Below are 21,418 nucleotides of genomic sequence, written 5' to 3'. Positions count from 1 at the left end.
TTACGATGTTACACATCATGTCAATCTGTAAAGCGGATATCGGTGAGCAGGTCCTCGACGCCGCCCGGGCCTGCCTGGTCCGCAGCGGCGGACGCAAGGTGACACTTGCCGAGGTGGCGCGCGAAGCCGGCGTCAGCCGTCCCACCGTGTACCGACGTTGGCCGGATATGTCCGAGATCACGCGCGCATTGCTCACCCGTGAGGTGATGGGCATCGTCACGGCCGTCACCGACGTCACGCCGCTGCGCACGGCGGAGTTCGACGCGACCGTAGACCTGGTGGTGCGCATCGCGGCCGCCCTGCGCGACGACGAGCTGGTCGCGGCGCTGTGGCGGGCCCAGCGCGAATTCATGACGCCGTATGTCTTCGAGCGCCTCGGCACCAGCCAGCAGGGCGTACTCGCGATCCTCACCGACGCGATCGCCCACGGGCAGCAGCGAGGCCAGGTGCGCGACGGCGACCCGCAGAAGCTGGCGTCGATGGTGCTGCTGATCACCCAGTCGGCGATCCAGTCACGCGCGCTGGTGGAGTCGATTCTCGGTGACGACTGGAGTCGGGAACTGCATCACGCGCTGTCGTCTTACCTGCGCCCGACCCCTCTGGGTTCGTCTCCTCTGGGCCCGTCCGACGGCGAGCCGCCGACGATCAGCGGATGACCGGGCTCAACGCCGCCCAGCGGCACCGATGGCAGTCCGCGCTGGCCGACCAGGACCGCGCGCTCGACGTGCTCGTGGTCGGCGGTGGGATCACCGGCGCCGGAGTGGCCCTCGACGCCGCGAGTCGTGGACTGCGCGTCGCGCTGGTCGAGGCGCACGATCTGGCCCACGGCACATCGCGGTGGAGCAGCAAGTTGGTGCACGGGGGATTGCGGTATCTGGCCGGCGGCCATCTGCCGATCGCCTACGAGAGCGCGGTCGAGCGACACCATCTGATGACGACGATCGCGCCGCATCTGATCCGGCCGTTGGCGCAGGTCGTGCCCGATCTCGGTTCGCGCGCCACGTCGGCGATGATTCGTACCGGTGTGCAGGCCGGCGATGTGCTGCGCCGGGTTGCGCGCACCCCAGCACCTGTGTTGCCCCGTCCGCGCCGGCTGTCGGTGGCCGAGACGCTGGCGTTGTGCCCACAGACGACGCGGGCCGGACTGCGGGGTGCCGTGGCGCACTCCGACGGACAGCTCGTCGACGACGCCCGACTGGTGGTCGCGGTCGCGCGTACGGCTGCCGCTTTCGGTGCGATGATCTGCACGTATACCCGCGCCGACCACGTCACCGGCAACGGTGCCCGCCTGACCGACGCCTGCACGGGGGAGTCCTTCGACGTGGCTGCGCGCACCGTCGTCAACGCCACCGGTGTCTGGGCCGGCGAAGTGGATCCGGCAGTACGGATGCGGCCGAGCCGGGGCACGCATCTGATCTTCGACGCCGCCACCTTCGGGCACCCGGAAGGTGCGCTGACCGTGCCGGTGGCCGGCTCCATCTCACGGTTCGTGTTCGCCCTGCCCGAGCCGCTCGGACGGGTCTTCGTCGGCCTGACCGACGTCGCCGCCCCGGGCCCGATCCCCGACGTCCCGCAGGCGTCGCAGGCCGAGATCGACTACCTGCTCGAGTCCATCAACCCGGCGCTCGACCGGCCGGTGACCCGCTCCGACATCATCGGCACCTACTCCGGGCTCCGACCACTCGTCGATGTTGTCGGCGCGGAGAAGAATTCGAGTACAGGAAGCCTCGCCGACCTGTCGCGGCGTCACCGCATCCAGGTCAGTGACGACACGCTGGTGGGTGTGCTCGGCGGGAAACTCACCACCTACCGTCGCATGGCCCAGGATGCCGTTGATGCCGCAGTCGACGCCGGGGGACTGACCGCGGGCCGCTGCATCACGGCGACGACCCCGCTCATCGGTGCCGCCGCCGTCACAGCACCGCCGGAGCTGCCGGCATCGCTGATCAGTCGGTTCGGTTCCGAGGCGGCCAAGGTGGTGTCGTCAGCGCAGGTCGAGCATCCGTTGGATCCGATCGTCGACGACATCGACGTCACCCGCGCGGAGGTGGGGTTCGCGCTCACTCACGAGGGCGCACTCACCGTCGACGATGTCCTGCACCGGCGCACCCGCATCGGCCTGGTGGACGCCGACGCCGACCGTGCCCGTCCCGCGATCACCGAGCTCGTCGAGCAGGTTCGAGCTCAGTAACCCATCGTCCGCAGCGCGTCGGCCAGTTTGTCCAAGTCCTCGCGCTCGACGTCGAGGTGCGGGCTGACCCGCAACACCGACTGCTCGGTGGTCAGCGGGGCGCGCCAGGAGTCGGCGCAGGTGACCAGGATGCCCAGCGACAACAGTTTGGCCTGGGCGGCGGCCACGTCGGATGCCTGCCAGCCCGGCGGCGGCGCGAGGGTGGTGGTCGAGCACGGTTCGTCGACCGGCTCGAGCACCTCCCAGCTCCCGATGCCGTCGAGGCGTTCGCGGGTGGCCCGGCCGATCGCGGCGAGCTCGCGGAACACGCGCTGCTGCCCGATGGCCAGAACCTCCGACACCGCCATGCCCAGGCCGAGCCGTCCGGCCACGAATGCTTCGGAACTCTCGATCTCCACCGGACGCAACGCATCCTTGCGTACTGCGACGAATCCCACACCGCGCGGCCCGGTCAGCCATTTGCGGCTGGTGCCATAGACGACGTCGGCGCCGGTGACCGTCGGCACGTGGCCGGCGGTCTGTGCCATGTCGACCACCACGGGAACGCCTGCGGCATGGGCGATCTCGACGATCCGAGTGACGGGTTGCACGATGCCCGACATCGCCCCGATATGACAGATGTGGATGAAGTCGGGCTGCTCGAACTGCAGCATGTTCTCCAGCGCGTCGGTGTCGACGTGGCCGGCGATGTCGGCATCCGGCAGCGGCCGCACCGCGTAGCCGCGGCGTTCGAACTCCACGAGGTTCGGTCCGAACTCGTTCTTGGCCACCCACACGGTGCTCGAGATCGGCAGGTTCCAGTAGGTGAGCAGCGCGCGCAGGGCGGCGCGTGCGCTCTCCCGGAACGCGAGTTCGTCGGCGGTGTGTCCGATCAGCGACGCGAGATCGCGCTTGTCACGGGCGATCTCGTCGGCGCGATCGGCGGCGGCCACATAGGAGCCGCGTTCGCTCTCGCGCCACAGATGAGCCGAGATGGAGCCGATCACGGCGTTCGAGGATCGACCGGCAGCCGCGGAGTCGAGGTGGACGACTTCCGGGCGCAGGCGTGCACGTCGCCACTGCTCACCCAGTTCGCTCACGTACATGACTTCTGAACCTACCGGTGTTGGGGGATACTCGAACCGGGCACCCCTGGTCGCCGGCGAACCCGGGTGCGATGACTTCGGCGGGTGCCGCCACCACGTGGACTCCCGTCGTGGACGGAGGCCGGGTGGCCCTGATCGGTGTGGTCACCGGACTGATCGCGGCGACATTGGGTTCGGCCGCGGTTCTTCGTCAGCCGCCGTGGCAGCGCATGACCGTCCACACCGATCAGGTGCCTGGTCACCACGTGTGAGCTCATGCCGAGTTCGTTGACCCGTGGGCCCAGCGTCGTCCGCAGCACTTCCGGCTGATCCGCTACCCGATGGCGTGACACCGGGCGGGAACATAACCACCCGCCGGGGGCGTCTCATTCGCGAACACCACAACAACGTGCTGGCCCCAGTTGACCGGGACGGCATACCGGGGACGGGGCGATGCCACCGCCCTTCCCGCCGCGATCATTCACGCCGTATGAGGCCGAGAGGACAGATGATGACCTACTTCCCGCCTACACCGGCGCCACCGCGTGATCCGGCGATACTGCGCCGCCGGGCCTCGAGCGCACTCCTCGGCGCGACCCTGCTGTGGGTGCTGGTGGGTGTGATGATTCTCGGTGCGCTCGGCCGAGCGACCTCGGGACCGATCACACCTGCCCCGAGTTCGGGTGCTGAGGCCCTCGGCCGCCTCGTCGGCATGATCGGGTTTCCGATCGCGGCAGCGATTGGCGCCATCGCGCTGCATCGTCGCCGCAGACGCCTGTTGCGCCAAGCACGCGCGGTCGAGGCCGGCCACGGCGTTGTGTCCGTTGCGAACCACGGCCACTTCGTCCATGGATACCCCCCGCACTACCCCCCTCCGGGTTCTGCGCGTCCGTACTCTCCGCCTCCGAAGTACTCCGGGCCGCACCAGCGACGCTCCGACGGTCACTGACAGCCGGACGGCCTGCAGGCGAGCCACCGCTGGGCCAGAAGTCTGGTGCCGCACGGAACCACGAGTGCCCCCCGAGCGTCCAAACACCATGGACCCCATCGAGTACGTCTTCGGGACCGGTGACGGTGTCACCACAGCGTGGGTGTCGCCGCCCGACATCGACCTCTCCGGTGACGGCACGCTCGACGCGGTGGGTCTCGACTTCGACGGTGACGGCCGGCGCGACGATGCCATGTGGGACAGCGATGCCGATGGGATCGCAGACGTCGTCGCGCTCGACCGGGACGACGACGGCCGCGGCGACGAGTTCTATCGGGACGACGGATCAGGAGTGTGGGGCGAGACTGCTCAACGACCGACCGAGCTTGCGTCACCACCACCGGAACCGGAGGTGACGCCGGCGCCAGGCCGGGTGGCCGATCCGGCGCCGCACCGCGACGGTGAGCCGACCGACACCGACGACGCCGTGGTGGTCCGCTCAGCAGACCTCGACGGCGACGGCACCGCCGACATCGAACTCGTCGGCACTCGCCGCGCAGGCATTCCGGTGGCAGACCGGCTCTACGTCGACGCCGACGGCGACGGCCGTTTCGATCGTGTGCTGGTGGACTCCGACGGTGATGGCCGCGCCGACGTCAGCTTCGATGACCGGTCGCCTCGATTCGAAGCTCGGTGACGGTCGGTGGGTCGCGGAGCCCGATGTCAACTGTGATGACCGGTCGGCTGAATCGGATGGTCGGTAACGGCCAACGGCCCGTGGTGCGGTGGCGTGTGCACCAACCGCACCACCACCGCCCCGATCAGGTAGAGCACGACACCGAGGACCAACAGCCCGGCCGAGCGCCCGTCATCGGGGATCGCGACCGCGGCGATCGTCACCGCACCCACGTAGGCGATGTTGAACACCGCGTCTTGCACCGAGAACACCTGACCACGCACCATGTCGCCGATGTCCACCTGCATGGCGACATCGCCGCACAGTTTGGCGACCTGCCCGATCAATCCGAGTACGAACGCGCCGATGCAGAAGACCACCGGATGGAAGGTGAGCAGCGAGGCCTCCGCCACCGCGCCCACCAGCATGGCGGCAATCAGCGTGGGCCGTCGCCCGTAGCGTTCCACCGAATACGGCGTCACCACAGCGGCGAGGAAGGCGCCGCCTGCGGTGAATCCGGCGACCACCGACACGCCGGCCAGCCCGTCGCCGACGCCCGCTTGTTTGCTCAGCACCAGCAGCATCAGTGTGTTGATCCCGAAGACCAGCCGGTGGGCGCCGATCGCCGACAACGCGGCCGCCACGGTGCGCGAATGAGCGACCGCCCGGACCCCGTGTAGCAGGCCGACGGTGATGGCATGCACCGCCGAGCGCCCGGGGTCATCGGGCTCGTCGGGTCCGAGTTGCAGTCGACCGAACCCGTGCGCGAGGGTCGCCGCGATCAGCGCGATCACCACACCGCCGAGGGTGGTGAATGCACTGCCGGAATTGTCGGGCCCGAAGAAGATCCGCAGGACTGCAGCGATGCCCGCGCCGACCGCGAGCATGCCGGCTCCGAGGGTGGTGAACAGCGCGTTGGTCGCGACGATGACGTCGCGGTGCGCGACGTGTGGGAGCGACGCCGACAGGCCCGATGCGACGAACCGACTGGCGCCGGTGACCGCGAGCGCACCGAAGAGCACCACGGTGTCGCTCGCGCCGGTGGCGATGGCCAACGCTACGAGAGAGATGAGCCCGGCGCGAAGCACATTCGCGAACATCAGCACATTGCGTCGATCCCAATGGTCGAGCAGCGCCCCGGCGAACGGACCGATCAGCGAGTACGGCAGCAGCAGCACCGCGAGTCCGCCCGCCACGGCCAACGGATCGGCGTGTCGCTCCGGGTTGAACAGGATCGAGGCGAACAGCGCCGCTTGGAAGACACCGTCGGTGATCTGGCTGGTCAACCGCACCGCGAGCAGCCGCCCGAGCCCGGGCGAATGCCCCAGCGAGCGGATGAACCCCCGCAGACCGGGGGAGGTGTGCGGCGAGCCTGACGTCACTGATTCAGAGTACCGACCTCGACCGGTGAGCCATGCCATGATGGGTGGGTGGCCGGCGGCGACGACTCAGAGGATCCGACCCCCGAGTTCTACTCGGAGGGTGCTGCACCCGACATGCCCGCGGCCGGCCGAGTTCGGCCCGGGACGCTGTTGATCGCGTCGACCGATCTGATCGAACCGACCTTCGCGCGCACGGTCATCTACATCATGGAGCACAACGACGCCGGCAGCCTCGGTGTGGTGCTCAACCGGATGAGCCAGACGGCGGTGCACAATCTGCTGCCGCAGTGGACCGACCTGTCCGCGTCGCCGCGCGCGCTGTTCGTCGGCGGGCCGGTGAAACAGGACGCCGCCCTCTGTCTGGGGGTGGTGAAGTTGGGCGCCGACATCTCCGGGTACGAAGCGTTGCGGCCGGTGGACGGTCGGGTGGTGCTCGTCGACCTCGACGCCGACCCCACCGAACTCGCCGACGTCCTGGAAGGAGTCCGTGTGTTCGCCGGATACTCCGGCTGGGGTGAGGGCCAGCTCGACGCCGAATTGCAGCAGGACAGCTGGCTGCTGGCGTCCGCGCTGGCCGGTGATCTGCTGGTGCCGACGACCACCGACCTCTGGGGTTCGGTGCTGCGCCGCCAGCCTTGGCCGACGCCGCTGCTCGCGACGCACCCGATCGACATCGCGCGCAACTGATCAAAGCAGCCACCGCGATTCCAGTGACGCAGGGCACACTTCCTGCTACCTTTTGGTCGCTTGTTCAACTCGACCGGGGGTCAGCGGCGTGGGGGTTGCAGTCAGAAGTGTGCGGGTGGCTCGTGGGGTCGGGGTGCTCATCGTCGCGGTGACGATGCTGGTCCTGCCCGCAACCGCGGGGGCACAACCGTCTGCAACCGGTGGGGCGTCGGCCGCACGATGGGCCACGTCGCACGACGGTCCGCAGCCGTATGCCGGGGTGTCGGTGAGCTGGGATGTGCCGATCCGGATGAGTGACGGGACGGTGCTGCGCGCAAACGTCTACCGCCCAGCCGACAAGTCGGGTCGGGCGACGTCGCAACGCCACCCGGTCGTCGTCAACATGACCCCGTACACCAAGCTCATCACCGCCGTTGGTACGGCAGTCACGCAGCACCCGGTGCTCGGTCCGTTCCTGACGCAGTTGGTGGACGGCGTCAGTCAGAGCGCGGCGCCGATCCGCGACATCGCCGACGTCTCGCAGCTGACCAATACCCTGCGCGATGGTGGTGCGCGCACGTTCCTGGTCGACGAGGATCTGGTACGCAGCGGTTACACCCAGGTCGTCGTCGATGTCCGTGGAACCGGGTTCTCCCAGGGCCGATGGGATGTGTTCCAGAGCCGCGAACAGGCCGACACCGTCGAGGTCATCGACTGGGCTGCCAAGCAGCGGTTCTCCAACGGCAAGGTCGGCATGTCCGGGGTCTCCTATTCGGCGATCAACCAGATTCAGGCGGCCAACAAGAACCCGGCTGCGCTCAAGGCGATTTTCCCCGTGGAGCCGGGCGGCGACCTCATCCGCGACATCGTCGCCCCGGGTGGTGCGCTCGGCGTCGGCTTCCTGCCGATGTGGCTGACCCTGGTGAACAGCACCAAGATGGTGCCCAACGTCGCGTCGATGCTCGACGGCACCTTCGACTGGACGTGGTTGGCCGACCGCATCTCCGATCCGTTCACTTTCTACCCGGAGCTGTTCGCAGCGCTGCTCACCCCCGACATCCCGTCGGTTCCACCGCAGCTCGACGAGCTCCTCACCACCAACTCGGAGCCACGCACGTCGTGGCTCGACCATGCCGAGCGCATCACCACGCCGACGTTCATCTACGGCGGCTGGTTCGACCTGTTCACCAACAGCGAGGTGCGGATGTATAACAAGATCCCGCTCGCGCCGGGCCGCAAACAGCTCATCATGGGCGACGGTTATCACCTGACCATCGGTGGCGGCCAGCAGGGTCGCGCAGGCACCCCACCGCGCCTGGACGTCCTGCAGAAGGCGTGGTTCGACAAGTGGCTCAAAGGAATTGACAACGGCATCGACCGCTACGGACCGGTCAACCTCAAACAGGTCGGCGACTCGTGGATGACCGCCCAGCAGTTCCCGCGCGCCGGCATGACCCGACAACGGCTCTACCTCGGAGATCGCCGCAGCGGCACCGCACCGCATGCGGTCCGCGACGGCAGCCTCACCACCGCGCCGACCGGCTCGCGAGGCCGGCTGACGATCTCACCCGGTGTGCTGACGTTGTGCTCTCGTGACTCCGCACAGCAGACGGCCGGCGCCACAGCCCTCTTCCCGTGGTGCGCCGAAGACGCACGGATCTCCGAACGCAACGCGCTCACCTTCACCAGCGCCCCGGTGCGGACCACCCGCAGCGTGTCCGGCTACGCAAACGTGCGGGTGAACGCGGTGATGGATGCGACCGACGGGTACTGGACGGCCACCCTCAACGATGTGGCGCCCGACGGTACGTCGAAAGTGATCAGTTCCGGTCAGGTGGTGGCGTCGTTGCGGGGCTACGACCGGGGGCAGTCGCAGTTCGCGTCCAACGGCGATGTGACCGACCCGTTCTACACCTTGACCCTGGATTCGCGGGAGCGAGTCCGACCCGGCCGTCCGGTCACCATCGACATCGGGTTGCTGCCCACGGAGGCATCGATCAAGGCCGGTCACCGGCTGCGGGTCGACGTGTTCGCGATGAACCTGCCGCGTGGATTGCCGCTACGGCCGTTGCTGAACGAGTCACAGCTGAAGCCGCAACACATTCAGCTCGATCCGCGGCGGCCGAGTTTCGTGAATCTGCCGGTCTCGCAAGCGATCGGGTAGCCGCTGCGCTACTCGTCGCGGTGATTGTCCGGATACGCCGTGACGGCCAGGAAGCGGATCGGCAGCCGGACCAGATCATGCGGCCCGTGGATGCCCTCCCCGTCGAGGAGCAGACAGTCACCCGGCCGCAGCGTGTACTCGGCGTTGCCGTGCCCGTAGACCATGACGCCCTCGAGCATGTACAGCATCTCGGTGCCGGGGTGTTGAAAACGGGGAAACACCTCGCTGTCGTCGGTCAGGGTGACCAACACGGGTTCGAGTCGCTTGTGCTGCCCGCGCAGACCGCCGAGCAGTTCGTAGTGATGGCCGACGCGGGTGCCGCGGCCCACGATCACCGCGCCCTTGCCCGCTTCGGTGTAGATCGCCTCGCGCTCGACGTCGGCGCCCCGGAACAGCGAGGTCACCGGGACGTCGAGTCCGGCGGCGAGACGCGCAAGAGTCGAGAGACTGCACGAGGTCTGGGCGTTCTCGATCTTGGAGAGCATGGCCTTGGAGATGCCGACCTTGGCAGCCATGTCCGCGACCGACATCCCGGCATTGCGGCGCAGCATCCGGACCTGATGCGCGATCGCGGCCTCCAGGTCGCCGCCGGTCGGAGCGTCCCCGTCGACCTCTCGATGCACGGGCGCGGGGTCGCCGGTGTCCCGGATCGTCTTCGTGGAGTCGGCAGCCATCTGGCCAGTGTAGCTAGTTTCTGTTTCCTCGCAGTAGACGAAACGCCGAGCGTCCTCTACTACGAAACGGTCGCCGCGTCTGCCTCGCGACCGTAGCGGGTGGCCAGCCATGAGCAGAGGATCAGCTGGATCTGGTGGAAGATCATCAGCGGGAGCACGATGAGGCCGACCGTCGAACCGGCGAACAGCACCGTCGCCATCGGCAGACCGGTGGCGAGACTCTTCTTGGTGCCACAGAACTGGATGGCGATCACGTCTTCGCGGGAGAATCCGAGGCGTTGCGGCACCCATCGGGTCACCACCAGCATCACCAGCACCAGGATCAGTGAGATCACCGCGACGGCCACCAGCTGCCCGGCGTCGACGATCGACCAGATGCCCTCCCGGACGCCCTCGCTGAACGCCACGTAGACCACCAGCACGATGGTGCCGCGATCGGCGAGTTTGGTGATCTTGGCGTGCCGGGCGAAGAACGGGCCCACCCACGGACGGGCGATCTGTCCGACGATGAACGGCAGCAGGATCTGACCCAGGATCTTCAGCACCGAGGTGCCGTCGATCGTGACGTCGCCGTCGGTGGTCATCAGCAACACCACCAGCAACGGGGTCAGCACCACACCCAGGATGTTCGACGCCGACGCGCTGACGATGGCCCCCGGCACATTGCCGCGGGCGATGGAGGTGAATGCGATCGACGACTGCACCGTGGACGGCACCAGGCACAGGAACAGCAGGCCCGCGTACAGGTCGTCGCCGACGATCGGCTCGACGAGCGGACCTATGGCCAGGCCCACGAGCGGGAACACCACAAAGGTGAACGCGAGGATGGTGAGGTGCAGGCGCCAGTGCTTGAGGCCGTCGAGGGCCTCCCGCGGATGCAGTCGGGTGCCGTAGAGAAAGAACAGCGCCGCGATCGCCACCACGACCACCCAGTCGAGGACCTCGGCGGCGTCGCCCTTCGCCGGAAGCAGTGCGGCGACGATGACGGCGCCGAGGATCGCGAGGATGAAGCCGTCGACGGGGGAGCGGTTGAACCAGTCGCGTGCGACGCGCAGGGGTGCTGCCACGCGAGTCAGGCCTGCGCGGACTCGTTCGAGCAGACTCCCCGCAGGCTGCAGGCGCCACAACTCGACGTGCCGCAGTCGTCGGCCGGGTTGTCCTCGGGCACGGCGGCCGCAGCGCGCACGCCGTAGGCACTGACGATGCCGACGACGAACAGGGCGGCGACCACTCCGATGACCGCGAACACCAACGCCCAGTAGCCACTCACTCCGAGGGTGAGGGTCCCGGCGAGCACGAGGATGCCCGCGGCGGCCAACTCACCCGGCGCAGCCACCCGGTTCGCGACGGCAAACGCCTCGTCGGAGCGCATGGTGGCATCGGCACGGACACCCACCCACCGATTGCGTCGCAGCCGGCCGGTGATGGCCAGAGCGCCCACCACGAGCCACATCGCGGCCAGCGCAAAGACGATGACGGCAGCGACAACAAGCAGGACGTTCACAGCGACAACCATACGACTGACGGTCGTAGCAGCACGAATCGTCGTCTGTGCACCCGCCGACCATCGGTTCGCCCGGGCGGCGTCGTCGAGAAGGCGGGACGCAGTATGCGCGACGATCCACTCCCCACGACAGCCCACCGCCGGGGACGATTTACGCTGGTCGGGTGACTTCAGCTGATTCTGCCCGCACCGCATCGACGGCCCCGGAGGCGAATGTGCCCGGCCACCGGTACACCGCGGAGCTCGCCGGTGAGATCGAAGCCCGGTGGCAGCGCACCTGGGCGGACCAGCACGCCTACGAGGCACCCAACCCGGTGGGGCCGCTGGCCGGTGACCTCAGCACCGTCGGCGGCGCCGCACCCGACGCCCCGGACAAGATGTTCATCCAGGACATGTTCCCGTACCCGTCGGGTGCGGGCCTGCACGTCGGGCACCCGCTGGGTTTCATCGCCAGCGACGTCTTCGCCCGCTATCAGAGGATGACGGGCAAGAACGTGCTGCACACGATGGGCTTCGACTCGTTCGGATTGCCCGCCGAGCAGTACGCGGTGCAGACCGGTACCCATCCGCGGACCACCACCGAGGCCAACATCGAGCGGTACCTGGGTCAGATTCGTCGCCTGGGACTCGGCCACGACGAACGGCGCCGGGTGGCCACCACCGATGTCGACTTCTACCGCTGGACGCAGTGGATCTTCCTGCAGATCTACAACGCCTGGTACGACGTCGACCAGAGCAAGGCGCGGCGCATCGACGAACTGATCGCCGAGTTCGATTCCGGTGCCCGCACGGTGGGTGACGGCCGCGAGTGGGCGACATTGTCGGCCGCCGAGCGGACCGAGGTCATCGACTCCTACCGGCTCGTCTACCAGAGTGACTCGCTGGTCAACTGGTGCCCCGGGCTGGGCACGGTGCTGGCCAACGAAGAGGTCACCGCCGACGGCCGCAGCGACCGCGGCAACTACCCGGTGTTCCGTAAGCACTTGCGGCAGTGGATGATGCGGATCACCGCGTACTCCGACCGACTGCTCGACGACCTGGAACTGCTGGACTGGCCCGACAAGGTCAAGACCATGCAGCGCAACTGGATCGGACGCTCGCGCGGTGCCCAGGTCCGGTTCGCGAGCGGACCGCACGCCATCGAGGTGTTTACCACCCGTCCCGACACCCTGTTCGGCGCCACCTACATGGTGCTCGCGCCGGAGCATCCGCTCGTCGACGCGCTGACCGCCGAGGGGTGGCCCGCCGATACCGACGAGCGCTGGACCGGCGACGCTGCCGACCCGGCTGCGGCGATCAAGGGCTACCGCGCCGCGATCGCGGCCAAATCTGATCTGGAGCGTCAGGAGAACAAGGAGAAGACCGGTGTGTTCACCGGCTCCTTCGCCACGAACCCGGTGAATGGGCAGCGGATCCCGGTGTTCATCGCCGATTACGTGCTGATGGGCTACGGGACCGGCGCCATCATGGCCGTGCCGGGCCACGACGCGCGTGACCACGAGTTCGCGTCTGCTTTCGGGCTGCCGATTCGCGAGGTCATCGGCTCCGAGCAGGGCGTGGAGTCCGAGGCCTATACCGGCGACGGACCGCTGGTGAACTCCGACTACCTGAACGGGCTGTCGGTGGAGGATGCCAAGGCGGCCATCGTCGAGCGTCTGGAGGCCGAGGGCGCCGGTACCGGGAAGATCCAGTACAAGCTGCGCGACTGGCTGTTTGCCCGCCAGCGCTACTGGGGCGAACCGTTCCCCATCGTCTACGACGCCGATGGCGTGGCCCATCCACTGCCGGAATCGATGCTGCCGGTGGAGCTCCCGGAGGTCGACGACTACGCGCCGGTCTCCTTCGATCCCGAGGACGCCGACAGCGAGCCGTCGCCGCCGTTGGCCAAGGCGACCGACTGGATGACCGTCGAACTCGATCTCGGCGACGGTTTGCAGACCTACACCCGTGACGCCAACGTGATGCCGCAGTGGGCCGGCAGCTCCTGGTATCAGCTGCGCTACATCGACCCGACCAACGAAGAGACGCTGTGCGCCAAGGAGAATGAGGCCTACTGGATGGGCCCGCGCCCACAGCTGCACGGGCCCGACGATCCGGGCGGGCTCGACCTCTACATCGGCGGCGTCGAACATGCCGTGCTGCACCTGCTGTATTCGCGGTTCTGGCACAAGGTGTTGTTCGACCTCGGCTTCGTCACCAGTCGGGAGCCGTACCGGAAGCTGTTCAACCAGGGCATGATCCAGGCCTTCGCTTATACCGACTCGCGTGGACTCTACGTTCCCGCCGAGGAGGTGGAGGAACGCGACGGCGCCTTCTTCTACAACGGCGAGAAGGTCAACCAGGAATACGGAAAGATGGGCAAGTCGCTCAAGAATTCCGTTGCACCCGACGACATCTGCCGCGACTACGGTGCCGACACACTGCGCGTGTACGAGATGTTCATGGGTCCGCTGGATCAGTCACGTCCGTGGGCGACCAAGGACGTCGTCGGATCGCAGCGCTTCCTGCAACGCATCTGGCGCCTGGTGGTCGACGAGGAAACAGGTGGACTGCGCTGCAGTGACGCCGAACCCGACGACGACACGATCCGGTTGCTGCACAAGACGATCGCCGGTGTGCGCGAGGATTACGCCGAACTGCGCAACAACACCGCGGTCGCGAAGCTGACGGTGCTGACCAACCATCTGACCAAGAACTTCGAGAAGACCGGCGCGCCACGTGCGGTGGTGGAGCCGCTGGTGATCATGTTGGCGCCGCTGGCTCCGCACCTCGCCGAGGAACTCTGGCATCGGCTCGGCCACGACGGGTTGCTGGCGCGGGGTCCGTTCCCCGATCCAGATCCTCAGTGGTTGGTCGAGGACACCATCGAGATCCCCATTCAGGTGAAGGGCAAGGTGCGCAGCCGCATCACCGTCGCCACCGACGCCGACGAAGCGACCGTGCGGGCCGCCGCCCTGGCCGACGAGAAGATCGCCCCGCTGCTCGACGGTGAGCCCCGCAAGGTGATCGTCGTGCCGGGCCGGATGGTGAACGTCGTCCCGTAGTCGCTGCCCGGCCGGCTCACGTCCAACCGCGCACCCATCGCGCTCGCGCGCACGTCGCGACATGCGCGCGAGCGTGGCCGTTGCGCGGTTGCTGTCCTCGCTCAGGCGGCGGAGAGGCTGAGGCGGGTGAGCCAGTCCCGGATCAGTCCGACGACTCGCCCCTGCTCGAGGTCTTTCCAGGTCCAGCGGATCACCATGATCCCCATCTTCCGCAGCTTGTCCTCCCGCTCCTTCTCTCGCTTCATCGCGTCGAAGGGGGTCTCGCCGGGCTTGAGGTGTTTCCGGTACTTCACGTCTCCGTCGAACTCCCCGACGAGGAGTCCGCCCCAGTCGTAGTCGGTTCGCGCGACCAGCTTTCCATTCGCGTCACGGAACTCATGCTGCAGGCGCGGGATCGGCAGTCCGGCTTCGATCATCTGCGCGCGTCCCTATGACTCGCCGGGGTTCTCCGCAGCCCGGCGGCGTGATGCAGTGCCCGCCGTGCCAGGGCGATGCCGGGACGTCGACGCCGCAGCATGACCGACATCGCCTCGCGGTCGGCGCCCAGGCGAAGCGCGGCATCGAATACGGCGAGCGCACCGGCGAAACCCATGGACGTGGTGCATGCGATGTTGACGGCGGTGCGTTCGAGTGAGGTGACCCGGATGCCGTCGACGAGTACGACCTCTGTTGGTTTGAGTTCGCCGACATGTGCGTGCCGTGTCGCGCTGCGGTGACCGCCCGACTTCGAACCGGTCGTGACGTGGACGCGGCGCAGGTTCGGCTTCAGCATGGGTAGATCGTGGACGGTGGCCGCGGTCTGTCGGCCGCCGTATTGGGACTGGCGAGGGATTGTCGCCAGCGGTGGTTGCCCGGGGACACCTCGGTCGCCTTATTGGGTGTCTGGCCGCGCAGATCGGGCATCTGATGGCGCTGCGGGGCGGTGCGTGCTACTTCGGGGGCAGCTTGCGCGCGTAGTCGGAGCCGAGGGTGACCCAGCGCTGCAGCTGACGTTCGGTGCGGATGCCCTCGTCGGAGACGCGCAGCCATCCGCGTGCCTCGCGGCCGGACATGACCATGGGCTCGGTGTGGTCGAACTCCAGCAGACCCTGGGTCTGCTCGGGCGGGACGCGCACCATGATGCCGCCCTGGCCGCTGGCGGCCAGGGCCATGTTGCCGTTGATCAGGAAAGCGAGGCCACCGAACATCGACCGCTCGTCGACCCCGCATTCGGTCGAGAGCATCCCGCGGATGCGATAAGCGAGATCGAGGTCGTATGCCACGCGTAAGAGCCTAAGTCCTCAATGAGGGTTGCAAAAGAACCGCGCGGGGTTGGAAATGAACTTACTCCCCAGTAAGATGTGCGCATGGCGATCAACCTGGAGCTCCCGAAGAAGTTCGATTCGACGGTCGAGCGCACCCATCTGGCGGCGGAGCACATCTTCCGTCCGATCTCCCGCAGGTACGACAAGGCCGAACACGAGTACCCGGCCGAGCTCGATGATCTGGGCAAACTCGCCAAACAGTCGCGGGCGCAGGAGCGGGAATCCGACGGGGAGGCGACGTCAGCAGAGGCCGATGGCCCGTCGGCGAACGGCCCCAACATGCGCGCCCTGATCTCCGCTCGCGAGATGAGCTGGGGCGACGTCGGCCTGCTGCTGTCGATCCCGGGCCAGGGACTCGGCAACGCCGCGATCGCCGCGGTCGCCACCGAGGAACAGCTCGAGAAGTTCTCCGGGGTGTGGGCCGCGATGGCCATCACCGAACCCAGCTTCGGTTCGGATTCGGCCGCGGTGTCGACGACGGCCACCCGCGACGGCGACGACTACCTGATCAACGGCGAGAAGATCTTCGTGACCGCCGGTTCCCGCGCCGACCACGTGGTGGTGTGGGCGACGATCGACAAAAGCGCCGGCCGTGCCGCCATCAAAAGCTTCGTCGTCCCGGTGACCACCGATGGGGTGACCGTCGCCCGCCTCGAGCACAAGCTCGGCATCAAGTCGTCGGACACCGCCGTGATCCGCTTCGAGAATGCCCGCGTGCCCGCCGAGAACCTGCTCGGATCGCCTGAGGTGGACACCAAGAAGGCGTTCGGCGGGGTGATGCAGACCTTCGACAACACGCGTCCCGTCGTCGCCGCGATGGCGATCGGTCTGGGACGTGCCGCGCTCGAAGAACTGCGACGCATGCTGGAGGAAGCGGGCCGCGAGATCGACTACGACGCACCGGCAGCCTCCCAGCATGCATCGGTGTGCGAGTTCATCCGCCTCGAATCCGACTGGGAGGCATCGTGGTTGCACACGCTGCGCGCCGCCTGGATGGCCGACAACTCCCAGCCGAACTCGGCCGAGGCCTCGATGTCGAAGGCCAAGGCCGGTCGCACCGTCACCGACATCACCAACAAGGCGGTGGAAGTTGCTGCCACCGCAGGATTTTCGGAGACCATGCTGCTGGAGAAGTGGGCGCGCGACTCGAAGATCCTGGACATCTTCGAGGGCACGCAGCAGATCCAGCAGCTGATCATTGCGCGGCGGGTGCTGGGGAAATCGAGCGCGGATCTGAAGTAACCGCCGGTAGAGCCACGGTGGTTGATCGGTCGGAGTCCCGACGCTGACTCAGGACGGGTCGAGGACGAAGACGGGTTTGTGCCCGGCGTCGGGTCCGGTGAGGATCTCGGGGAGCTGTTCCCACTCGTAGATGCCGCTGGTGACCAATTCGGGATGCAGGGTGCCATCGGCGACGGCTTCCAGAGTCGGTGTCATGTTGGGCCGTGCCATGCCCTTGCCGTTGTGGAAGTTCACGCCGCGTTGATAGAGGGTCAACATGGGGAGTGAGACGTCGTCGAAGTAGATGCCGACGCTGTTGACCGTGCCTTCGGGGACCACTGAGAGCAGTGCTTTGCGCAGCTTGGTGGGATCGCAGGTGGCGTCCACGGCGACGTGAAAGTCTTTGTCGCGCTTGCCGTTGATGTCGTGTACCTCGGCGCCGAGCTTCTCGGCGACCGCCATCCGCACCGGGTCGTCGTCGTAGTAGACGGTGTGCGCCTCGGCGCAGTGGACGGCGACATCGACCGTATACAGGCCGATCGATCCGGTACCACCGAAGACCGCGACCTTGGGATCGGTGATCCCTTCGACGGCCGGCATCACCGTTTCCCAGCCGAGTGCGAAGTTGTCGCCGATGGAGGCGAGGTGGACCGGGTCGACGCCGTCGGGGAGTTTCGCGAGGTTGTAGTCGGCGAACGGCACCCGGACGAGTTCGTCGAAGGTCCCGCCCCACTGGCCGTTCACCGGCAGGCCGTACTGCGCATCGCCGTGCACGAGGCAGCGGGCCGGATGCCCGGTGGAGCACTGGGCGCAGGTGCCGCAGGCAATGTGCCATGCGACTCCGACCTTGTCTCCGACGGAAACCGCCGTGCACTCGTCACCCACCGCGACCACCGCCCCGACGCATTCGTGCCCGAGCGGGAAGGGCCCGAAGGGCGAGAACGGGGTCTTGTCGGCGATCACGTGGTGGTCGAGATCGCAGGTGGTCGACGCGATCGGGCGCACAAGCGCGTCAGTGGGATCGACGAGCACCGGCTCGTCGACCTCATCGAATCGCAACTCACCGGGCCTGACGAACATCAGGCTTCTCATCAGGCTTCTCCTGTTCGGGGGTCGGTTGTCAGGCGAACACGGCAACGGTTTGGGTGGCGGTCATCAGGGGCCCTTTATAACGACCGTCATAACACCGGGCACGCTACGCTAGAACGACTGTCATAGGCAAGAGGGAGTGAAACGATGGCCAAGTCGACGGCTCGGGACCAATTGGTTGCGGGCGCGGCCGACATGCTCGGGCGGCGTGGGTTGCGCGCGACCAGCGTCCGCGAACTCGCGAAACACTCGGGGGCCCCGCTGGGTTCGACGTACCACTACTTCCCGGGCGGCAAGTCCCAGCTGGCGGTCGAGGCCGTGGAGTTCGCCGATGCGTTGACGATTCGGGTGCTCGCACGAGAACTCGACTCGTCCGGACCTGTCGCCGGCCTACGCAGCTTCGTAGAGATGTGGCGCGACGTCGTGGTCACCAGCGACTTTCGTGCGGGCTGTCCCGTGTTGGCCGTATCCGTGGAGGAACCCGGCGAGGACGACGCCCCGCTGCGCGCAGCGGAGCTCGCTTTCGAACACTGGACGGACATGCTCGCCGAGTCGCTACGGGCACACGGGGCGAGCGATGCGGATGCCGTGCAGACAGCGACCCTCATCGTTGCCGCCATCGAGGGCACGGTGGCGATGTGTCGGGCCCAGCGGAGCATCGCCGCGTTGGATCGGACAGCGGACGCGCTGGAGCGTGTGGTGCGCGCCGTCATCGACTGAGCGTGGCCGGCTGTTTCACGGATCTTGCTCAGTCGCGCTCGACCTCGTAGCGCAACAGTACGATTCCGCCCGGAAAGGTACGGTTCTCTACCAGCCGCAGGGAAATCCAGGACGGTAGCGTCGGGAAGAACGGGAGTCCGCCGCCGACAGCGGTGGGAGCAACCACCAGGCGGAACTCGTCGACCAGCCCGGCCCGGATGATCGGCGCGGCCAGGGTCGCGCCGGCCACCTCCATTTGGCCGTCGGTCTCGGCTTTCAACTTGGTCGCCACCTCGACCGGGTCGCCGCGTTCGAGGCGGGAGTTCCAGTCGACCGACTCCAGTGTGTTCGAAAAGACGACCTTGGGCATGTCACGCCACACCTGGGCGAAGTCGGTGGTGATCGGGCCGGCGTCCGGGTCCTGGTCGGCGGTCGGCCAGTACGCGGACATCAGTTCGTAGAGCCGCCGCCCGTACAGCGACAGCGCGGTTTCCCGCTCGAAGTCATTCCAGTACTGATGCAGTTCGTCGCTGGGTTCGGACCAGTCGATGCTGCCTTGTGCGTCGGCGATGTAGCCGTCCACCGAAACGGTGAAGCCATAGATGAGTGTGCCCATGGGAGTAAGACTGCACCGGATCGCAGAACTCATCGGGGCTTCACCCGAACCGCTGCGCCAACCACCCCCCGATCTCCGCCGCCGCCAGGCTCGCCCCGGTCGGCGCGCCCTTCCGTATGGGTCCACCGAAGTGGGTTCCCTCGACGCGGACGTGGGTGACATCATCCGCGCCGAGGGCGTTCACCATCTCCACCGCATCCTCGGGGAAGCAGGCCTGATCGCCGGTCAGTTCGACGAACAGGGTCGGTACCCGCACCCCGGGTGCGCAGCGGAGAAAACCTGCGTTGCTGGACAGGCCCGACCACGTCGAGAGCCACGCCTCGGGTGTGGCGAGTCGGCCGAAGCCGACGAGTCCGTAGTCGGTGAGGTCGGGGCGACGGCCGAACAGCGACCCGTACGGGCGGTCGTTCGGATTCAGCGAGAGGTCGACGAAACGGAGGTCTGCGTCGGTGCGGTAGACGGTCATCACCCGCGGCGCCAACGCCGCACGACGATCGGCCGGGTCGCCGGAGACCGTGAAGTGCGCACGTGCGCGGCCGGATTCGGCGACGAAGTCGCGAGCGACGGCGTCGATGCGCGCCACCCGGTCCCGCTGTGCGGTGCGGTAGCGTTCGATGAACTCCGCAGAGTAGGAGGACGATTCGGGTGGTTCGGCGAACCCGTTGGCTGGGTCGAACGGGTTGAGTGACGGGTCCACACTCAGTGGGTCGTTCTCGTCGCTCACCGACGGGTCGATGAGCCTCAGCAGCAGCTGTCCCTGGCCGGGATGCGGGGCCAGGAAGATCGCGCCGTCGGGAACGGGCATGTCGGCACCGGCGAGGTCGATCGGACGTCCGGCCGGTGTGGCCGCCAGACGATTATCCGGGGCGAGTCCCGCCTGTTCGTGATAGAAGGCGAACAGCGCACCACCTCCTGAGTGTCCCAGCGTCAGAACCGAGCCGAAGCCATTGTCGCGCAGAAAGACCTGACCTGCCGCGGCATCGAGTAGTGCCTGCTCATGGACGAGGTTCAAGTCGTTGTTCACCGACCGCGTGCCCTGCGTCCACACCGCGAAGCCGCGCGCGAGCAGCTCTGGCACCAGCACGTGATGGGTGAGGTCCTGACGGGGATGCATCAGCGCGATCACCGTCGACGCGCCGGGAACCGTGCGCAGCACCCCGGTGACCTTCGCGCCGTCGGCCGTCGACAGCTCGTGCACCGACGTCGTCGTGTTCGCGGGCTGCTCGGCGGACTCGATGTAGCGGCCCGCGCCGATCCCACTCGTTGCGGGCGGTGTCGAGACGATCATCGGCCGGACACCACGCTCGGTTCGACCCGCAGGGCGTCCTTGTCCCACTGGGTGATCCGCGAATCGAGCAGACCGGCGACGCTGCTGTACCAGACCGCATGCCGACATCCGGTCGCACGACGGTCCACGACGATGGCGTCATCGGCGGTGATGCGGAAATACGGTCCGAGGTGCTCGACGGTCACGTCCGGGTCTTCGCCGGCCACCGCGGCAACGGGCTTGTTCTCAGGTACGTCCAGAATGAACAGGGTGGTCATCGAACCGACACCGCCTCGCGCTCGGTGTGCTCCTCTTGCCAGGTCGCTGCGCGTTCGACGATCTTCTCCGCCTTGCGGGCCAGCAGCGCGGCCATGCTCGGATTCGGTTGCGATACCACGTCGATCAGGGCGTCGATGGTGAGATTGGCGTCGAGGTCCTCCTGCGGGGTCACCGGCCGCATCGCCCGGGTGACCTCGATCATGTAGCCGTTCGGGTCGTGGGTGTAGATCGATTCGATGGTCTCGTGTTGGATCTGCATCTCCACCGGCCACTCGCTGCCGTCGAGGCGGCGGCGATATTCCAGCAGGTCCTCCTCGCTGTCGACGTGAATCGCCAAGTGCCGGGACCGGATGAACCAGATCGGCACGTCCTCGGCGAACCGCGAATACGAATCACCCTGCGGTCCACCGTCGAACGGTTCGAGACCGAAGTAGTAGAAGAACGCGAGTCGGTCGTCGTTGCCGATGTCGAAGAAGAAGTGGATGAAGTCGGGGTGTTTGTCCGGTCCCCAACCGGCGGCACAGATCGAGTGGACCACCGGGAAGCCCAGGACGTCACGGTAGAACCGCACCGTCGCGGCCGGATCGAAGGTCGGGTAGGCGACGTGGTCGACGCCACGCACCTTATGGACGAGTTCGCTCATCATTACT

General features: G+C 67.3%; 23 protein-coding genes. 10 read left to right on the top strand and 13 right to left on the bottom strand.

Annotation, left to right across the window (positions count from 1 at the left end; translation table 11 throughout):
- Positions 1-17: 17 nt before the first annotated feature.
- Entirely contained in the window at positions 18-656 is a 639-nt protein-coding gene (locus tag L1892_RS00305; protein WP_235721459.1) for a TetR/AcrR family transcriptional regulator, read from the top strand.
- Positions 653-2,191 (top strand): glycerol-3-phosphate dehydrogenase/oxidase, encoded by a 1,539-nt coding sequence (locus L1892_RS00300; protein ID WP_235721458.1) that lies wholly within the window; start codon positions 653-655, stop codon positions 2,189-2,191. The genes L1892_RS00305 and L1892_RS00300 overlap by 4 nt, the downstream gene beginning before the upstream one ends.
- Here the strand turns inward: L1892_RS00300 and L1892_RS00295 are convergent.
- Complete coding sequence (locus tag L1892_RS00295) at positions 2,185-3,276, bottom strand: aminotransferase class V-fold PLP-dependent enzyme (RefSeq protein WP_235721457.1); 1,092 nt, start codon at positions 3,274-3,276, stop codon at positions 2,185-2,187. The two genes, L1892_RS00300 and L1892_RS00295, sit on opposite strands and share 7 nt — an antisense overlap.
- A 5-nt stretch (positions 3,277-3,281) precedes the next feature.
- Between L1892_RS00295 and L1892_RS00290 the strand changes: the two genes are divergently transcribed.
- The 3 genes from L1892_RS00290 to L1892_RS00280 all read left to right on the top strand — a co-directional run bounded on the left by L1892_RS00290 (position 3,282) and on the right by L1892_RS00280 (position 4,880).
- Entirely contained in the window at positions 3,282-3,527 is a 246-nt protein-coding gene (locus tag L1892_RS00290) for a hypothetical protein (protein ID WP_372474945.1), read from the top strand.
- Between the two features lie 239 nt (positions 3,528-3,766).
- Positions 3,767-4,204: a hypothetical protein gene (locus L1892_RS00285; RefSeq protein WP_235721456.1), complete on the top strand. Its 438-nt coding sequence runs from the start codon at positions 3,767-3,769 to the stop codon at positions 4,202-4,204.
- An 88-nt stretch (positions 4,205-4,292) separates the two neighbouring features.
- Positions 4,293-4,880 (top strand): hypothetical protein, encoded by a 588-nt coding sequence (locus L1892_RS00280; protein WP_235721455.1) that lies wholly within the window; start codon positions 4,293-4,295, stop codon positions 4,878-4,880.
- Positions 4,881-4,906: 26 nt separating this feature from the next.
- On the opposite strand, the gene L1892_RS00275 is transcribed toward L1892_RS00280, so the two are convergent.
- Entirely contained in the window at positions 4,907-6,241 is a 1,335-nt protein-coding gene (locus L1892_RS00275; RefSeq protein WP_235721454.1) for an MFS transporter, read from the bottom strand.
- A 114-nt stretch (positions 6,242-6,355) separates the two neighbouring features.
- On the opposite strand from L1892_RS00275, the gene L1892_RS00270 reads away from it, so the two are divergent.
- Entirely contained in the window at positions 6,356-6,928 is a 573-nt protein-coding gene (locus tag L1892_RS00270; protein WP_268899826.1) for a YqgE/AlgH family protein, read from the top strand.
- 154 nt (positions 6,929-7,082) lie between these two features.
- Complete coding sequence (locus L1892_RS00265; protein WP_268899825.1) at positions 7,083-9,071, top strand: CocE/NonD family hydrolase; 1,989 nt, start codon at positions 7,083-7,085, stop codon at positions 9,069-9,071.
- An 8-nt stretch (positions 9,072-9,079) separates the two neighbouring features.
- Here the strand turns inward: L1892_RS00265 and L1892_RS00260 are convergent, their stop codons facing one another.
- The 3 genes from L1892_RS00260 to L1892_RS00250 are packed head-to-tail and all read right to left on the bottom strand — an operon-like array spanning position 9,080 to position 11,261.
- The gene (locus L1892_RS00260; RefSeq protein ID WP_235721451.1) at positions 9,080-9,745 is read right to left on the bottom strand and encodes a type II toxin-antitoxin system RelB family anti-toxin; all 666 of its coding nucleotides are present in this window, start codon (positions 9,743-9,745) and stop codon (positions 9,080-9,082) included.
- Positions 9,746-9,804: 59 nt separating this feature from the next.
- Positions 9,805-10,812: a bile acid:sodium symporter family protein gene (locus L1892_RS00255; RefSeq protein ID WP_372474926.1), complete on the bottom strand. Its 1,008-nt coding sequence runs from the start codon at positions 10,810-10,812 to the stop codon at positions 9,805-9,807.
- Between the two features lie 5 nt (positions 10,813-10,817).
- Positions 10,818-11,261 carry an SdpI family protein gene (locus tag L1892_RS00250; RefSeq protein ID WP_235721450.1) on the bottom strand — a complete coding sequence of 148 codons (444 nt, stop codon included), beginning with the start codon at positions 11,259-11,261 and terminating at the stop codon, positions 10,818-10,820.
- Positions 11,262-11,413: 152 nt separating this feature from the next.
- On the opposite strand from L1892_RS00250, the gene leuS reads away from it, so the two are divergent.
- Positions 11,414-14,293 (top strand): leucine--tRNA ligase, encoded by a 2,880-nt coding sequence (gene leuS, locus L1892_RS00245; RefSeq protein ID WP_235721449.1) that lies wholly within the window; start codon positions 11,414-11,416, stop codon positions 14,291-14,293.
- Positions 14,294-14,394: 101 nt separating this feature from the next.
- On the opposite strand, the gene L1892_RS24810 is transcribed toward leuS, so the two are convergent.
- The 3 genes from L1892_RS24810 to L1892_RS00235 form a co-directional block, all read right to left on the bottom strand.
- Positions 14,395-14,709, bottom strand: a complete 315-nt coding sequence (locus L1892_RS24810; RefSeq protein WP_308191624.1) for a hypothetical protein — start codon at positions 14,707-14,709, stop codon at positions 14,395-14,397.
- Positions 14,706-15,065, bottom strand: coding sequence for a hypothetical protein (locus tag L1892_RS24805; protein WP_308191623.1), 360 nt, complete (start codon positions 15,063-15,065; stop codon positions 14,706-14,708). The genes L1892_RS24810 and L1892_RS24805 overlap by 4 nt, the downstream gene beginning before the upstream one ends.
- Before the next feature lie 157 nt (positions 15,066-15,222).
- Positions 15,223-15,555, bottom strand: coding sequence for a TfoX/Sxy family protein (locus tag L1892_RS00235; protein ID WP_235721448.1), 333 nt, complete (start codon positions 15,553-15,555; stop codon positions 15,223-15,225).
- 84 nt (positions 15,556-15,639) lie between these two features.
- Between L1892_RS00235 and L1892_RS00230 the strand changes: the two genes are divergently transcribed.
- Positions 15,640-16,839 (top strand): acyl-CoA dehydrogenase family protein, encoded by a 1,200-nt coding sequence (locus L1892_RS00230; RefSeq protein ID WP_235721447.1) that lies wholly within the window; start codon positions 15,640-15,642, stop codon positions 16,837-16,839.
- Between the two features lie 48 nt (positions 16,840-16,887).
- Here L1892_RS00230 and L1892_RS00225 read toward each other — a convergent pair whose 3' ends face one another.
- Positions 16,888-17,910 (bottom strand): zinc-dependent alcohol dehydrogenase, encoded by a 1,023-nt coding sequence (locus L1892_RS00225; protein WP_235721446.1) that lies wholly within the window; start codon positions 17,908-17,910, stop codon positions 16,888-16,890.
- A gap of 144 nt (positions 17,911-18,054) precedes the next feature.
- Here L1892_RS00225 and L1892_RS00220 point away from each other — a divergent pair, with 144 nt between their 5' ends.
- Positions 18,055-18,627, top strand: coding sequence for a TetR/AcrR family transcriptional regulator (locus tag L1892_RS00220; RefSeq protein ID WP_235721445.1), 573 nt, complete (start codon positions 18,055-18,057; stop codon positions 18,625-18,627).
- A 28-nt stretch (positions 18,628-18,655) separates the two neighbouring features.
- On the opposite strand, the gene L1892_RS00215 is transcribed toward L1892_RS00220, so the two are convergent.
- The 4 genes from L1892_RS00215 to L1892_RS00200 are packed head-to-tail and all read right to left on the bottom strand — an operon-like array spanning position 18,656 to position 21,411.
- Entirely contained in the window at positions 18,656-19,222 is a 567-nt protein-coding gene (locus tag L1892_RS00215) for a dihydrofolate reductase family protein (RefSeq protein ID WP_235721444.1), read from the bottom strand.
- A gap of 40 nt (positions 19,223-19,262) precedes the next feature.
- A complete protein-coding gene (locus L1892_RS00210; protein WP_235721443.1) occupies positions 19,263-20,510 on the bottom strand; it encodes an alpha/beta hydrolase in 1,248 nt (415 codons plus the stop codon).
- Positions 20,507-20,767 (bottom strand): hypothetical protein, encoded by a 261-nt coding sequence (locus L1892_RS00205; RefSeq protein WP_235721442.1) that lies wholly within the window; start codon positions 20,765-20,767, stop codon positions 20,507-20,509. The genes L1892_RS00210 and L1892_RS00205 overlap by 4 nt, the downstream gene beginning before the upstream one ends.
- Complete coding sequence (locus L1892_RS00200; RefSeq protein ID WP_235721441.1) at positions 20,764-21,411, bottom strand: VOC family protein; 648 nt, start codon at positions 21,409-21,411, stop codon at positions 20,764-20,766. The genes L1892_RS00205 and L1892_RS00200 overlap by 4 nt, the downstream gene beginning before the upstream one ends.
- Positions 21,412-21,418: the final 7 nt, after the last annotated feature.

This window comes from Gordonia tangerina, from assembly GCF_021556435.1.
GTDB lineage: Bacteria > Actinomycetota > Actinomycetes > Mycobacteriales > Mycobacteriaceae > Gordonia > Gordonia tangerina.
Note: the sequence above shows the minus strand (reverse complement) of the source record. Positions and strands in the feature narration are given on the sequence as shown.